The organism is Glaciimonas sp. Gout2, assembly GCF_035018905.1.
Lineage (GTDB): Bacteria > Pseudomonadota > Gammaproteobacteria > Burkholderiales > Burkholderiaceae_D > Glaciimonas.
The window spans coordinates 143,850-158,491 of the sequence record NZ_JASJXA010000002.1; the positions used below are offsets into that span (position 1 = coordinate 143,850).

14 protein-coding genes are annotated in these 14,642 nt (G+C 49.9%); 1 reads left to right on the top strand and 13 read right to left on the bottom strand.

Annotation, left to right across the window (positions count from 1 at the left end; translation table 11 throughout):
- The first annotated feature begins 143 nt into the window (after window positions 1-143).
- Window positions 144-914, top strand: a complete 771-nt coding sequence (gene rsmA, locus QN379_RS03130) for a 16S rRNA (adenine(1518)-N(6)/adenine(1519)-N(6))-dimethyltransferase RsmA (RefSeq protein WP_322232760.1) — start codon at window positions 144-146, stop codon at window positions 912-914.
- Between the two features lie 29 nt (window positions 915-943).
- Here the strand turns inward: rsmA and gloA are convergent, their stop codons facing one another.
- The 13 genes from gloA to QN379_RS03195 form a co-directional block, all read right to left on the bottom strand.
- Window positions 944-1,354 (bottom strand): lactoylglutathione lyase, encoded by a 411-nt coding sequence (gloA, locus tag QN379_RS03135; protein WP_322232757.1) that lies wholly within the window; start codon window positions 1,352-1,354, stop codon window positions 944-946.
- Between the two features lie 178 nt (window positions 1,355-1,532).
- Window positions 1,533-2,522, bottom strand: coding sequence for a SprT family zinc-dependent metalloprotease (locus QN379_RS03140; RefSeq protein WP_322232755.1), 990 nt, complete (start codon window positions 2,520-2,522; stop codon window positions 1,533-1,535).
- Between the two features lie 47 nt (window positions 2,523-2,569).
- Window positions 2,570-3,301 (bottom strand): lysophospholipid acyltransferase family protein, encoded by a 732-nt coding sequence (locus QN379_RS03145; RefSeq protein ID WP_322232753.1) that lies wholly within the window; start codon window positions 3,299-3,301, stop codon window positions 2,570-2,572.
- 159 nt (window positions 3,302-3,460) lie between these two features.
- Complete coding sequence (gmhB, locus tag QN379_RS03150; RefSeq protein ID WP_322240185.1) at window positions 3,461-4,018, bottom strand: D-glycero-beta-D-manno-heptose 1,7-bisphosphate 7-phosphatase; 558 nt, start codon at window positions 4,016-4,018, stop codon at window positions 3,461-3,463.
- Between the two features lie 19 nt (window positions 4,019-4,037).
- Complete coding sequence (glyS, locus tag QN379_RS03155) at window positions 4,038-6,158, bottom strand: glycine--tRNA ligase subunit beta (RefSeq protein ID WP_322232751.1); 2,121 nt, start codon at window positions 6,156-6,158, stop codon at window positions 4,038-4,040.
- On the bottom strand, window positions 6,155-7,138 hold the full coding sequence (gene glyQ, locus QN379_RS03160) for a glycine--tRNA ligase subunit alpha (RefSeq protein ID WP_322232749.1): 984 nt from the start codon (window positions 7,136-7,138) through the stop codon (window positions 6,155-6,157). Before glyQ ends, glyS begins: the two co-directional genes overlap by 4 nt.
- A gap of 240 nt (window positions 7,139-7,378) precedes the next feature.
- Complete coding sequence (gene lnt / locus QN379_RS03165; protein WP_323505972.1) at window positions 7,379-8,944, bottom strand: apolipoprotein N-acyltransferase; 1,566 nt, start codon at window positions 8,942-8,944, stop codon at window positions 7,379-7,381.
- A gap of 288 nt (window positions 8,945-9,232) precedes the next feature.
- Complete coding sequence (locus QN379_RS03170; RefSeq protein ID WP_322232745.1) at window positions 9,233-10,117, bottom strand: HlyC/CorC family transporter; 885 nt, start codon at window positions 10,115-10,117, stop codon at window positions 9,233-9,235.
- Window positions 10,118-10,296: 179 nt separating this feature from the next.
- Complete coding sequence (locus QN379_RS03175) at window positions 10,297-10,557, bottom strand: pentapeptide MXKDX repeat protein (RefSeq protein ID WP_323505973.1); 261 nt, start codon at window positions 10,555-10,557, stop codon at window positions 10,297-10,299.
- A gap of 184 nt (window positions 10,558-10,741) precedes the next feature.
- A complete protein-coding gene (locus tag QN379_RS03180; protein WP_322232741.1) occupies window positions 10,742-11,527 on the bottom strand; it encodes a molybdopterin-dependent oxidoreductase in 786 nt (261 codons plus the stop codon).
- A gap of 72 nt (window positions 11,528-11,599) precedes the next feature.
- On the bottom strand, window positions 11,600-12,214 hold the full coding sequence (locus QN379_RS03185) for a cytochrome b/b6 domain-containing protein (RefSeq protein WP_323505974.1): 615 nt from the start codon (window positions 12,212-12,214) through the stop codon (window positions 11,600-11,602).
- A 597-nt stretch (window positions 12,215-12,811) separates the two neighbouring features.
- Entirely contained in the window at window positions 12,812-13,306 is a 495-nt protein-coding gene (ybeY, locus tag QN379_RS03190) for an rRNA maturation RNase YbeY (RefSeq protein WP_323505975.1), read from the bottom strand.
- Window positions 13,290-14,468: a PhoH family protein gene (locus QN379_RS03195; protein WP_322232734.1), complete on the bottom strand. Its 1,179-nt coding sequence runs from the start codon at window positions 14,466-14,468 to the stop codon at window positions 13,290-13,292. The genes ybeY and QN379_RS03195 overlap by 17 nt, the downstream gene beginning before the upstream one ends.
- Between the last annotated feature and the right edge of the window lie 174 nt (window positions 14,469-14,642).

Here is a 14,642-nt window from a genome sequence, read left to right on the forward strand (position 1 = left end):
CAAAGTGGATTGCCGAATGCACTCCGCAATAGTGTAAAAAAAATGCGGCATTTATTTTTTTGTGCGAGATTTTTTCAGCCACTCGGCACAGAATCCCATCACCTTATTAGTATTACCTTTGATCAGCGTATTGCACCCATAACATGAAACATATCGCACGTAAGCGCTTCGGCCAAAATTTTCTCACTGACAAGCAGGTATTGACCGACATCATCAGTGCAATAGCACCACAAGCAGATGACAACATGGTTGAGATTGGGCCTGGTTTGGCGGCGATGACCAGTTTGCTGCTCAAATCGTTAAAGCAGTTGCACGTGGTCGAACTGGATCGAGATTTGGTGACGCGGCTGGAAAAAACTTTCGATCCTGCCCGTCTTCATGTGCATTCCGCAGATGCATTGAAATTTGATTTCAGTAGCATTCCATTGGTGGGTGAGGGCAAACTGCGTGTGGTTGGCAATTTGCCGTACAACATTTCAAGTCCACTGCTATTCCAATTGACTGAGATCGCCCCTTTGGTCCAGGATCAGCATTTTATGTTGCAAAAAGAAGTTGTCCAGCGGATGGTGGCAGAGCCCGGCAGCAAAACGTTTGGTCGACTTTCTGTGATGCTGCAGTGGCGCTACAAAATGCAATTAATGTTTATCGTACCTCCGACAGCATTTGATCCACCGCCACGCGTTGAGTCTGCAATTGTGCGTATGATTCCGATTGCAGAGCCCTTGGCGTGTGATCAACAGAAGCTGGAAGATGTGGTGTTAAAAGCTTTTACCCAGCGTCGCAAGGTGATTCGTAACAGTCTTTCGGGGATGTTTACCGAAAATGATCTGATCGATGCCGGTATCGACCCGCAAGCAAGACCTGAAACTGTTTCAATGGAACTGTTCGTTGGCCTTGCGAACCGAATGAAGTAAAAGACATTGGGGCGGACTGCTATACCGCGTTATAGCTTTGCATTCGGCCAATGGCCGGGTTTGCGCTCAATTAACTCAATTTTATAGCCGTCCGGGTCTTGTACGAACGCGATATTGGTTGTGCCACCTTTGACCGGGCCTGCTTCGCGGGTAACATTGCCACCTTGCAATTTGACATCCGCGCAAGCCTTATGCACGTCTTCAACGGCTAAAGCAATATGGCCGTAAGCCGTGCCTTGTTCATAACTATCGACTCCGTAGTTGTAGGTCAATTCTAATTCTGCGTGGTCCGGATTGGTGCCATAACCGACGAAAGCAAGTGTGTATTTATATTCAGGGTTATCGTTGGTACGCAGCAATTTCATGCCGAGCACTTTGGTGTAAAAATCGATAGAACGTTGCAGGTTGCCGACGCGCAGCATAGTGTGTAGGAGTAGCATAAATTTTCTCGGTAGTGGGAAGGGAAATGCTTAGAGCATGCGGAGGGTAATAGTATCCCTCTTTTAATGCCGCATTTACGTACTGCGTTGAGTGACGACTTTAGAGATGATTCCAGATAACAGATGCTGATGGTAAACGAATTTTCAATATCCGAATTTTAGACCTAACATCCGTAGCTTAAAAAATAGGTAACGTTTCTTGTGCACTATCGCGTAGTGTGCGTCTAGCCGTTTCAAACTCTGGGAATATGGATTGTACTGTCGCCCAAAAGCGCGGGCTGTGATTCATTTCACGGAGATGGGCTAATTCATGCGCGATCACGTAATCAATCAGCGGCAAGGCAAAGTGCATCAGTCGCCAGTTCAGGCGTATTTTGCCGTCCGCGGTGCAAGAGCCCCATTGCGTGGTGGCAGACGAGAGCGCATACGATTTGTAGGTCACTCCCAGCTTGCTTGCGTACAACGGAAGCCGTTCACCGAATACGCGTTTGGCTTCAAGTTGCAACCAGCCCAACACACGATCTTTCAATTGTTGCTCACTGGCATCAACAGGAAGGCAAACCGTTAATGTACCAGCTTCGGCATCGAATTCAATACCGGCGACTTGGGTTGAGCGGATGCGTAATGTGATGTCATTACCAAGATAAGGTAATGTTTCACCATCGCACCATGTCATTTGTGGCTGCAGACGACGTGCCGAGCGATCGCGGTATTCGTGGAGTTTGGCAAAAATCCAACGTTTCTTTTCGCGAATGGCACTTTCAATTTCAACGACCGTGACCCACTTTGGCGCAGTCACCCGCAGACCATCGTCACTAATCACAAAACCGATTGAACGCCGTTTAGAGCGCAGTAGCGCGTAGTCCAGCACGTGCGCGTCGATGTGCAGGCGACGTTTGCCAGCAGCGAGCGGAAGCTGCATTAGCGACGTGTGAATGTCGGGCGGTGATACCGGTACAGTCGGTGATGGAATGCGTTTCGATTCCGGCGGCGTTATCGGCGCAACTGTCAGATTTGTCGAGGCCTCTGATTCCTGATCTGCGTGAGGCGGCTCGATACTGAACAGATCCAGTTGGCGGGCGAGCGGTTGCTGCAGAGAAACCAGCGGCCGCAGATGCGGCTTAAGGTCGGGCGTCGGTTGTTTCGATTTTTGATGCAAAAATTTCAAGATTGGCGGCTGTTATTGTTAACAATGCTGATCAACGGTCTGGCGTGCTACTTTGAGTAGACGTGCGGTGAAATGACCCGCATCTCTGATTCTATCCAATTTTCAACTTTTTCCATCATCTCGGCACTATTTAGGCCTTCTGGTGAGATCGGTTTGCCAATTGAGACAGTAATCATCCCCGGTTTTTTGATAAATGAGTTCTTCGGCCAGCACTCACCCGCATTAACGGCGATGGGTACGACTACCGAGTTGGTTTCGATGGCAAGCCGTGTGCCGCCGTGTTTATACTTACCTTTTTGACCAACAGGAATCCGTGTTCCTTCCGGAAACATGATTATCCACTGGCCATCGGCCAGACGGCGGCGTCCTTGCGTAACCACTTGCGCGAACGCATCACGGCCTTTGCGATCAATAGGAATCATGCGCAACAATGCAATGCCCCAACCAAAGAACGGAATGTAGGTAAGCGATTTCTTGAAGACGAACACTAACGGGCGCGGCGTCATCGGCAGTAAAAAAATGGTTTCCCACGCTGACTGATGCTTGGATAGCACGATAGCGGGGGCGTCTGGAAAATTTTCAGCGCCTTTGATTTGATAATGAATGCCGCAAATTACCTTCGCTAACCAGATGATAAAGACGTTCCAGCGTGACGTAAGATAATATCTTCTGGCGTAAGGAAAGGGCGCGAAAAAAAGACAGGCGATAGCCCATATAACCGTCGCGATAGTCATGATCGCAAAGAACAACACGGACCTTAGAAACAAGAAAAACTGCATACATACTCCAAAAATATTAATCGCAGCAACGTCAAACCAGCTTAAGCCTTAACCAAAGCCATCAACGTTGTCACAGAATGTCTATACCATCAGCAGGTTGAAAGGCGCGGTATGTTGGAGTCACTTGAGTACCCCACTCCAGCGCTCAGATTACGTGCTTCAAACCGACATTTCTACCGACTTTTTCAATAGAAAATCGACCACCGCCGCTAAATCCGGAAACACCATGGTCCCGGGGGGAAGGCCACCTTTTTCTCGCGTAGTCTCACCTTTGCCGGTCAATACCAAAAACGGCGCGCATCCTGCTACGAAACCGGCTTGTAAATCGCGCAGGGAGTCGCCGATCACGGGCACGCCGCCACGCAGACTGATATCAAAACGTTTGGCAATGTCGATAAACATTCCTGGCTTCGGCTTGCGACAGTCGCAATTATCTTCAGCGGCATGTGGGCAAAAGAAGACCGCATCAATTTCTGCACCGACCATTTGTGCCGCATTGTGCATCTTTTGATGGATTTCATTCAGCGTTTGCATGCTAAGCAAACCACGGGCAACGCCCGATTGATTGGTTGCCACGACGACGTGATACCCCGCCTGATTCAGACGCGCAATGGCTTCTAGCGAGCCTTTGATCGGAATCCATTCATCGGGTGACTTGATGAAGGCATCGGAATCTTGATTAATCACGCCATCGCGGTCAAGAATGATCAGTTTGATTGTCTGTCCCATGTTGATCTCAGGCAACCAGCTTGGAGATGTCAGCGACCTGATTCAGCATCAGGTGCAGATTGGACAGTAACGCCAAACGGTTGTTACGCAACTGTTCGTCTTCTGCCATCACCATCACCTCATTAAAAAAGGCGTCAACTTCGGATCGTAAACGTGCGAGCGATTGCAGTGCGCCAGCAAAATCGCCTTGGGCAAAGGCTGCATCGACTTGCGGTTTGACATTGGTCATCGCTGCTACGAGATTTTTTTCTGCGGCGTCCTGTAATAAGTTTGCTTGTACTGCACCGGTCTGGACCACATTATTCTTTTTCAGAATGTTGGTGATTCGCTTGTTGGCCCCTGCCAATGCTTCGGCCTCCGGTAAAGCTGCAAATGCCTGCACAGCATCCAGGCGTTCAATGATGTTGGTCAGCGTATCAGGCTGTTGCGCGACAACCGCTTCGATCTGGTTCGGTGCGTATCCGCGCTCGCGCAATATGCCACGCAAGCGGTCGTACATGAAGCTCAGCACATCTGTGCCGGGATCTTTGAAGTTAGCATTGTCGGCGAACGAAGCCGCTGTCGTTTGCAACAAATGTTGTAACGATAACGGCAGACGTTTTTCGAGCAACATGCGCAATACGCCTAATGCGTGGCGACGTAGCGCAAATGGATCTTTGTCGCCGGTTGGTTGTAAGCCGATACCCCAGATACCGACCAGCGTTTCCAGTTTGTCGGCAAGCGCAACTGCGGTACTGGTATCGGTCGTCGGTAGCGCATCACCTGCAAAGCGCGGTTGATAATGTTCCGAGATCGCCAGCGCAACCTGATCTGCCTCGCCGTCATGGCGCGCGTAGTACGTTCCCATAATGCCTTGCAGTTCCGGGAACTCGCCCACCATATCGGTCAGTAAATCGGCTTTGGCTAGTTCTGCACCACGGGCCGCACGCACTGCCAACAGAGGATCAGAGCTGAGAAGGGTGGCGATAGCAACCGCGATTGTCTGAACGCGTTGTGTGCGTTCAAACTGATTACCCAGCTTGTTGTGATACACCACGTTGGCGAGTAGCGGTACGCGATCTGCCAAGGTTTTTTTCTGATCTTGCTCAAAGAAAAATTTGGCATCTGCAAGCCGCGGTCGCACCACACGTTCATTGCCTTGAATAATGTATTGCGGATCTTTAGTTTCCAGATTCGAGACGATCAAAAAGCGCGAACGCAATTTGCCGGTCGCATCAGTCAGCGCAAAATATTTCTGATTGGTTTGCATGGTCAGGATCAGACATTCCTGCGGAACCGTCAGATATTCGTCTTCAAAATGGCATGGATAGACCACCGGCCATTCGACCAGAGCGGTCACTTCATCCAGCAACGATTCTGGCATCAACACTTGATCACCACCGGCTGCGGCCAGCAACGCTGTACGGATTTGTTCCTTGCGTTGGCTGAAACTGGCGATGACCTTGCCTTGGCTTGCCAATACTTCGACGTAGCTCTCTGCATTTGCAATCGTGATAGCGCCTTTTGACAAAAAGCGATGACCGCCGGTGATCCGACCCGCGTTCAGTCCCAACAAGCGTAACGGCACCACGGCGTCGCCATGCAAGACAATCAGACGGTGTGCCGGACGGACGAAATGCACTGTTTCGCCAGCGGCCGGGCCGTACTGAAGCTGATAGCTCATTTGCTTCGGAATCGGCAATTTGGCAACGGTGTCATCCAGAATGACTTGCAAGCCAGTTTCCAGCGCTGCACCTTTCGCGGTATAGCTGTAGAAAAAGCTTTCGGCCTTGCCATCGACGGCACGTTCCAGTTGATCTGGCGTGATCAGTACAGCGTTGGTCGCAGCAGCTAATGCGGCGAGTTTTTTGATCAGCGGCACGCTGGGCTGACCTTGTGTGTCGAGTGCTACTGAAACCGGCAGCACTTTCTCGCGCATGGTCTTATCCAGCGAGACTGCACGGACGTTACTGATAATGACAGCGAGACGTCGTGGCGTCGCGTAAGTCGTGGCGATGGCATCGGTGTTTAAAAAATCACGCGCTTTCAGACCATTAAAAATGCCGCTGGCGAAAGCGTTACCAAGTTTTTCGAGCGCCTTTGGCGGCAATTCTTCAGTAAAAATTTCGATTAAAAGGGTAGAACTCATGCTGCTTCACTCCCTGCGCGGCGTGCCACCGTCGTGGTGTACTCGTCGCCAAATTCTTTTAACAATAACGGCGCATTTTTTTCGCTGAGTTCCCACATCGGAAAGCCGAGTGTTTCGCGCGATTCGTAATAGGCCTTCGCGACTTCGCGTGAAAGGTTGCGAATCCGGCCCATATAGGCAGCCCGCTCAGTCACTGAGATCGCGCCACGTGCATCCAGCAAATTGAAGGTGTGCGCCGCTTTTAACACCATTTCATAGGCTGGCAGTGCCAGCGGCACGGCTAGCAATTTCTTGGCCTGTGCTTCGTAGCTACCAAATAGCGGGAACAAGAATTCGGTATCGGCATACTCAAAGTTGTAAGTCGATTGCTCGACTTCATTTTGGTGAAAGACATCGCCATAGCTTAGATGCTTCTTGACGTCATTTTCGATCCATTCCGTCCAGACCAAATCGTAGACGTTTTCGACACCTTGCAAATACATTGCCAATCGTTCAATGCCGTAAGTGATTTCGCCCAATACAGGCTTGCAATCCAGACCACCGACCTGCTGAAAATAGGTGAATTGCGTCACTTCCATGCCGTTCAGCCAGACTTCCCAACCCAGACCCCATGCACCCAAGGTCGGATTTTCCCAGTCATCCTCAACGAAGCGGACATCGTTCTTTTGCAGATCAAGGCCGAGGGCCTCAAGCGAGCCGAGATAAAGATCGAGAATGTTTTCTGGCGCAGGTTTTAGCACTACCTGATATTGATAGTAATGTTGCATGCGATTAGGATTGTTGCCGTATCGACCATCTTTAGGCCGACGTGATGGCTGCACATAGGCAGCGCGCCACGGTTCTGGCCCAATAGCGCGTAAAAAGGTCGCGGTGTGCGAGGTGCCAGCGCCGACTTCCATGTCGTAAGGTTGCAATAGCGCGCAACCTTGAGCGCCCCAATAGTCTTGCAATTTGAGAATAATTTGTTGAAATGTAAGCATTATTTTTTGTGCTGCTCCATGCGGCAGGGCCGGTTGCTAAAAAGCAAAGTGAGTTTCGCTAAAGGAGCGATTTTAGCGGGTTTTGGCAGCCTTATGTGACTGGCTTGGGTTACGACTTCTGTTACGGCTGCATAATGTTGTAGTTACGTTATAGTTAAGACATTAGTAACTGACCATCGAATGACTTTTTAGAGCGCACGAATCATTGCTCAGCAATCGACCGGTGCAAACGTATTTGATTCACTCTTTTTTGGTCTTACGCTGGCGTCCAGACAGTCTCGTGATAGCCAACAATACCGTGGCTAACATTAACAGTAAGCGGTTGCCAAGCAGTATATAAGGTGTATTACCCGTAAAACCTTGTATCGAGGCCGCAAGTGCATCACGACTGAGCGGCGCTAAGTGGGCGGTCACATTGCCATGCGGATCAATGACGGCGGTTGTGCCGGTATTGGTTGCCCGCAACATTGGGCGGCCGGTTTCGATACTGCGCATTTGTGAAATCTGCAAATGTTGTGGTAAAGCAATCGAATCGCCGAACCACGCGATGTTCGACATATTGAGCAATATCGTCGCAGCAGGATGACCGGCAGACGCGGATGCCGCCAGTTGTGCCGCGATTTCTTCTCCAAATAAATCTTCATAGCAAATGTTAGGCAACACCCATTGATCCTTTACCGCGAACGGCGGTTGCACCGGCGCGCCACGGGTAAAGTCGCCCAACGGGATATTCATCAAATCGACAAACCAGTGGAAGCCATAAGGAATAAACTCGCCGAATGGGACCAAATGGTGTTTGTCATAGCGATAAATGTGCGGTCTATCGGCGCTAGCGTCTGAATTTTCGGCAGTGTTCGGCGAAAATCCAAGGACGCTGTTTGCATACAAATTGGGACCATCCGTGATGGGGATGCCCACCGCAATATAACTGCCGGATTGCCGTGCAAACTGTGCGATTGCAGGAAGATATTCTGGCGGTAGCTGCGTCTGCAATAGCGGTATCGCTGTTTCTGGGGTGGCGATCAGGTCAGCTGGCGCGGCGCTGATCAAATCCTTGTAAAGACCGAGTGTCTGATCGATTTTTGCCGGATCAAACTTCATCTCCTGAGCAATGTTGCCTTGTAGTAATCGTACCGATATCGGTTGCCCCGTGGGTTTGGTCCAATCGATCTTGTGTAGACCCACGCCGATCAACAGAATCACAATGGCTGCTATTCCTGCCAGTTTTCCCTGCTCATTTTTGTTGAGCAGCAAGGCCAGACAGCCGCCGATCAACGCCGCGATCATGCCAAGGCCGTAGACACCAATTATCGGGGCGTAACCGGCGAGTGGGCTGGCGGTGTGGGCATAGCCGGATACCAGCCAGGGAAAGCCGGTAAAAATCCACCCACGAACCCATTCGCTCAAAGCCCATAGCGACGGAAAAATCGCCAGCGCAGTCATCGCTGGCGAGGCTGACCAGCGACGGCGCAACCAGATTGTTAAGCCAGCCGCCGTGGCCGCGTGCAGACCTACGAATAGCGCCAGCAATCCCACTGCTAACGCTGTAATCCATGCTGGCATTCCGCCATAGACGTGCATGCTGATATACAGCCAGTACACGCCGCAGACACTCCAACCAAAGCCAAATGCCCAGCCCAGTAACATACCTTGTTTAACTGAGTCGATTTTTAGCAACCGCCATATCAAAAGCGCCAGCGTCAGCAATTGGATCGGCCACGCGCCAAAAGGCGCAAAGGCCAGTACATTGAGTGCGCCGAGCAGAGTGGCTAGCGGGAGTTGTCTCGAGGTGAAGCGCAAGGTCATCGGTTGGCGTTAGACTGGTGAGAAGTTATGCGATCAATACGCTTAAATCATATCGATTTAAGCGTATCAGTTGAATCGTCCTGTTGGAGTCGTCTTAATGACGATTTGCCAGGACTGATTCGCGTCGCTTGAATGGGGCAAAACGAGAGCCATGGTGTGAGGAGGGACTCTCGGTTCAGTTGTGCATCTACAGGTAACACGTTGACTGGTCTCGGGTGCCAGTTATTTAGTTAGTTCGGCCAGGCCAGCACATGCATTCAGGATACCGAACTCGCCAAACCCACCAACTTACGCGTCATCTTCTGGAAGCACGCCCTGTATTTTTTCGACCAGCAATACATGGACCTGACGAGGGTCGGCGCGCAAGACTTCAAAGCGCACGTGATCGAAGACGAATTGGTCTCCTTTACGCGGTACCCGGCCCAAATGATTCGCAATCAGGCCGCCAATCGTATCAACATCTTCGTCAGAAAAATGGGTATCCAGTGCTTCGTTAAATTGCGCAATTTCTGTTAATGCTTTGACGCGCCAGCGTGCGCCATGATCGCCGTCGCGGATGACCAGAATGTTATCTTCTTCTTCATCGAAGTCGTATTCGTCTTCGATATCGCCCACAATCTGTTCCAGCACGTCTTCGATGGTGATGAGGCCAGCGACGCCACCATATTCATCGACAACGATGGCCATGTGATTGCGGTTGGCGCGAAAGTCGCGCAGCAATACATTGAGACGTTTGGATTCAGGAATAAAGATGGCAGGGCGCAACATGTCACGTACGTCGAACGATTCTTCTGCGTAATAGCGAAGCAGATCTTTCGCCAATAGGACACCGATGACTTTGTCACGATCACCGTCGACCGCGGGAAAGCGTGAGTGCGCGGTAGATAACACTTCCGGCATCCATTCTTCGATGGGTTTGGTGATATCGATCATATCCATTTGCGAACGCGGCACCATGATGTCGCGCGCGGAAAGATCGGATACCTGAAATACACCTTCGATCATCGACAAAGCGTCGGCGTCAATCAGGTTGCGCTCGTGCGCATCTTGCAATACATCAAGAAGTTCGGCGCGGTTTTCAGGCTCGGGAGAAATGAGGGCGGTCAGGCGTTCAAACAAAGACCTATGGGGTTTAGCGTCAAAGGATTTGACGCTACTAGAGTGCTCGGGCATATGGCGTTAGCCTTGGATTTACGTTATTTCGAATGCGATAGGATACAACAAATATGTGACAGGACGAAGAAACGTGCCCGTTTGCAGCAATATATAAGGTTAATTGTCGATAATTTAACCACAAATAAAAAAAAGGCAATGCATTGATTGCATTGCCAAAAGTGCTATTTACAACGCAATTATTTCTTCATTTCATCTTTTGCCATGCCATCCTTGCTCATGGCGTCTTTACCCATCGCATCTTTGTCCATGCTCGATTTTTTCTTCATGGTATGGGCTTTTTTGGTCATTTTGTCGTTGGACATTTGATCCTTTGACATACTATCCTTGGCCATACTGTCTTTTCCCATCGCATCCGGTTTCATTGCATCCTGCGCATAGACGCTTGTAGCGGCCAATAACAGACAGCCCATCAAGACGGCCGATAATTGCTTTTTCATGTAAATCTCCATATAAATAAATGCGGCAAAAGTGCCCTATCAATCAGTGGTTATCTAGTGAGTGGGTGCAGACTATCTTGACTCTGCGAGAGAGTCTGCACCGGCTCATAAAGCATCTCTCGCGATTTGGAGAGTTGTTTCAGAACCTTCAAGATCTGGTTTTAGCGAGATATTGAACAGATTCTTAGGCCCCACCGAACCAGTTGTACCCTTGGTCTTCCCAATAACCACCGGGGTACGTGTTTGTTACTTCAAGCGACATAATATGTTTGGGGTTTTTGTATCCGAGTTTGGTCGGCATCCGCAGCTTCATCGGAAAGCCGTACTTTGGTGGCAAGATTTGGCCATCGTAGGTTAATGTCAATTGGGTTTGTGGATGTAGTGCAGTCGGCATATCGATGCTGGTGTGATAATCGTCACCGCATTTAAACTCGACATATTTGGCACTCAGATCGGCACCAATCTGCTTCAAAAAAAGAGAAAATGGCACGCCGCCCCAGCGCCCGATTGCACTCCATCCCTCCACGCAGATATGTCGCGTAATTTGCTCATTTTGCGGCAACTGATGCAAAGCATCGAGTGTCCATGGACGCTTATTGCTCACCAGCCCACCCACTTTCAGCAAGTAGTCTTCTGCCGGAATTTCCGGAACATCTTCTTCACCGTAGTAGGCATTGAATGGAAACGGTCTCGTGATCATCGACGCTGGATATGTCGGTGCCAATTTGTTGGGATCAAACAGCCATGCTTGCACGCCATCATTCATGCGTGAAACACGTTCCAGCATCCGATTGACGGACAAATCGTCGCTGATATTGCACCCTGTCAGCAATGACAGACCACCCAGAGTCAGCGCCCGCTTACCAAATAGGCGCCGCGATGGCATTGATAGTTCATGCCGCGCATCTTTTAAAATCGACTCGGTATCGAGTTGGGATGCTGCGATGATTAATCGCGATTTCTTGATCATGATCGGATCTCCTTGTATCACTATCTGAGTGTCTGAGCATTTATCTGCATGTTTATCGGATTCGGATCAAGCTCACCGTCCGCGCAGCATGGCCAGCAAGGTGCGTGGGACCAAGGCCACCATGACGATGTGGACCACGATAAATAGAACCAAAAAACTCATTGCAAAGAAGTGCACGATGCGTGCATTGTCATAGCCACCCATGAGATCGCGCAGAAGCGGAAATTGCACCGATTTCCAAATGGCGAGTCCGGAGATAACTAAAAGTATCAGGTCGAGAATGACTGAAACGTAGGCCAGTTTTTGTACCGCGTTATATTTGTCGAGGGCATCGTGTTGTAGCTTGCCCGTCAGTGCTTTCTTAACGTCTCGCAATACAGCGCCCGGTGTTAGCGGAAAAAACTTCCTCCAAAGACGTCCTGTTGCCCCATTGAACAGCAGGTAAATCAGTCCGTTAAAAAATAAGAGCCACATCGCAGCAAAATGCCATTGCAATGCACCTCCAAGCCAACCTCCTAATGTCAGGTTGGCTGGAATACGAAAGGCGAATATCGGTGACGCGTCATAGATACGCCATCCGCTTAAGATCATCAAGATCACTGCAACGGCATTGAGCCAGTGGGTGATACGTAACCAGGCCGGATGGATGATAGCGTGGCTTGACGCGTCGGTCGCTAATGTATTCATTTTTGTCTCCCAACATTAAAGAAGGTGAGGTCAAGAAGCGGAATGTAATTTTGTCCAAAGGTTTGCATGCAATGCACCCAAAATGCTTGAATGAAACATAGTCGGGGCCACAAACGATTCCTTACACATTATTTTAGAATTTTCGCAAACCCCCGCCAGCGTCGTGCTTTCTTGCTTATGCTATAGCGATAATCTCTTCGTTGGCAGGCGCGTGAAGTTCGTTGCAGGGATGATTTTTGGGCGGTCCTATACGTCTATGCTAGACCTTTTTTTGTAAAAAAGAATAGAATATGTGTCCAAAAAAGAAATGTTATTTTCTGAAATTGCTTATTGGTGCTGGGTAAATTAAGGGGGAGTTTCTAGCTTGATGTGCTTATCGTCTGTAAGGGGCGATTACCGACCGGATGAATCGATGCGCCTATACGGACTGTGTTTGTAGCTCGTCGGCTATGAGGGTTTGCTGAAGTTGGTCGGAACGTCTACGCCTTTTTCTAAAAAAAGGCGCAACGCTATGTTAATCGCCCGGTGTTAAGGCATCGGCTGGCATGGATGATAGTTATGCCTTTATATCTCGGACGTCACTTTGCGTAGGTTCGATTAAAGCAGTGCAATACCAGCATCTTCATCCGCATAGGGATTAGGCCAACCTAAAGCGGTCAAAATCTCAATTTCGAGGCTTTCCATCTCGGTCGCTTCTTCATCATCTTCATGGTCGTAGCCCTGTGCATGCAAAACGCCATGAACGACCAGATGGGCGGTGTGTTCTTCGACCGATTTGTTTTGTTCAGCGGCTTCGCGTTGCAGAACGTCGGTGCAGAGAACAATATCGGCCTCGGTCGTTTCTGCGTCTTCATCTTCGGTGTAAGCGAAGGTCAGCACATTGGTGGCGTAATCCTTGCCGCGATAATCGCGGTTAAGGGTTCGGCCTTCCTCTACATCAACAAAACGAATAGTCAATTCGGCTGGCGCCAGCAGCGCCGCCTTCACCCAGCGCCGTACTTGCGGACGCAAAATGATTTCTTTTAAACGGGGATCGGGATATTGCACCGACAACGACAATTTGTTAGCTGGAGGTTTATTTTTTTGCGACATTGCGGCTGCGAGCACGTTTGGTGATACCTGTTTCAATCGGTTTAGGAAGTTTGATTGCCTTGATCGGCGGCGACACTGGATCAAGCACGCCATGGGTTGATGCCACCGGCGTTGCTAATGACGCAGCTTCATAGGCATCCACGATTCTTGCTACCAGCGGATGACGCACTACGTCGGTACTATTAAAACGGGTGAAAGCGATACCGCGCACGTCTTTCATGATGTTCATCGCATCAATCAAACCACTCTTCTGGCCGCGCTGCAAGTCGATTTGGGTGACATCGCCAGTGACGACGGCCTTGCTGCCAAAACCGATACGTGTCAAAAACATTTTCATTTGTTCCGGCGTCGTATTTTGTGCTTCGTCCAGAATAATGAAGGCGTGGTTTAACGTACGGCCGCGCATATAAGCGAGCGGGGCAATTTCAATTGCCTGCTTTTCAAACATTTTTTGGGTGCGATCAAAACCAAGTAAGTCATACAATGCGTCATACAAGGGGCGCAGATAAGGGTCGACTTTTTGTGCAAGATCACCCGGCAAAAATCCTAGTCGCTCGCCAGCCTCAACCGCCGGTCTCGTCAGGACGATACGTTTTACTGCGTCGCGTTCGAGTGCATCAACCGCGCATGCCACCGCCAGATACGTTTTGCCAGTACCGGCAGGCCCGATGCCCAACGTCACATCGTGCTCCAAAATCGCGCGAATATAAGCTATTTGATGCGGTGTGCGACCACGTAGATCAGCCCGACGCGTCTTTAGTACAGGGCTCTCTATTTGCGATGGTGGTATCGGCGTTGTAATGTAAGGGTCGCTAATGATGTCATCAACATCCTCATCGCCGTCCTCGCCACCATTTACGCCATTACTCCGCTTATGCGCCTGATTAGCCCGTTGTTCGACCAGCGCCAACTGAATTTCATCCACTGAAATGACGCGGTGTGCCAGTGCATAAAACTGTTCCAGCATGGAAACTGCGCGTTCGGCGTTAGCGCCAGAGGCAATAAATTTCTCACCGCGACGAAAAAGTGTCACGTCCAGAGCAGCAGAAATTTGACGCAAGTTCTCATCCAGTGGCCCGCATAAATGCGCCAGCCGGGTATTATCCAGCGGTTCGGGAGTGAAGTAGAACGGCTGCGATGGGGTTTTAGTTTTGGTTTTCAAGCGAATGTCTGCTCTTAAGTGATTGCATCAAAATGAGAGAAAAAAGCGTTATACTTTTTGCTATGGCGGCGTCAATCGTGCAAATACAAGGGCCAGATTACACGATCTATGCGATCTGTATGGCCTGAACCTCGGTAATAGTCAGCAACCAGCGACAGCAACGACATTCAGCAA

Excerpts from the sequence above, each read along its gene's own strand:
- glyS (WP_322232751.1), bottom strand. The coding sequence starts at position 6,158 with ATGAGTTCTACCCTTTTAATCGAAATTTTTACTGAAGAATTGCCGCCA.
- lnt (WP_323505972.1), bottom strand. The coding sequence starts at position 8,944 with ATGACCTTGCGCTTCACCTCGAGACAACTCCCGCTAGCCACTCTGCTC.
- ybeY (WP_323505975.1), bottom strand. The coding sequence starts at position 13,306 with ATGTCGCAAAAAAATAAACCTCCAGCTAACAAATTGTCGTTGTCGGTG.
- QN379_RS03180 (WP_322232741.1), bottom strand. The coding sequence starts at position 11,527 with ATGATCAAGAAATCGCGATTAATCATCGCAGCATCCCAACTCGATACC.
- glyQ (WP_322232749.1), bottom strand. The coding sequence starts at position 7,138 with ATGCTTACATTTCAACAAATTATTCTCAAATTGCAAGACTATTGGGGC.
- gloA (WP_322232757.1), bottom strand. The coding sequence starts at position 1,354 with ATGCTACTCCTACACACTATGCTGCGCGTCGGCAACCTGCAACGTTCT.
- QN379_RS03145 (WP_322232753.1), bottom strand. The coding sequence starts at position 3,301 with ATGCAGTTTTTCTTGTTTCTAAGGTCCGTGTTGTTCTTTGCGATCATG.
- QN379_RS03170 (WP_322232745.1), bottom strand. The coding sequence starts at position 10,117 with ATGCCCGAGCACTCTAGTAGCGTCAAATCCTTTGACGCTAAACCCCAT.
- rsmA (WP_322232760.1), top strand. The coding sequence starts at position 144 with ATGAAACATATCGCACGTAAGCGCTTCGGCCAAAATTTTCTCACTGAC.
- QN379_RS03185 (WP_323505974.1), bottom strand. The coding sequence starts at position 12,214 with ATGAATACATTAGCGACCGACGCGTCAAGCCACGCTATCATCCATCCG.
- QN379_RS03175 (WP_323505973.1), bottom strand. The coding sequence starts at position 10,557 with ATGAAAAAGCAATTATCGGCCGTCTTGATGGGCTGTCTGTTATTGGCC.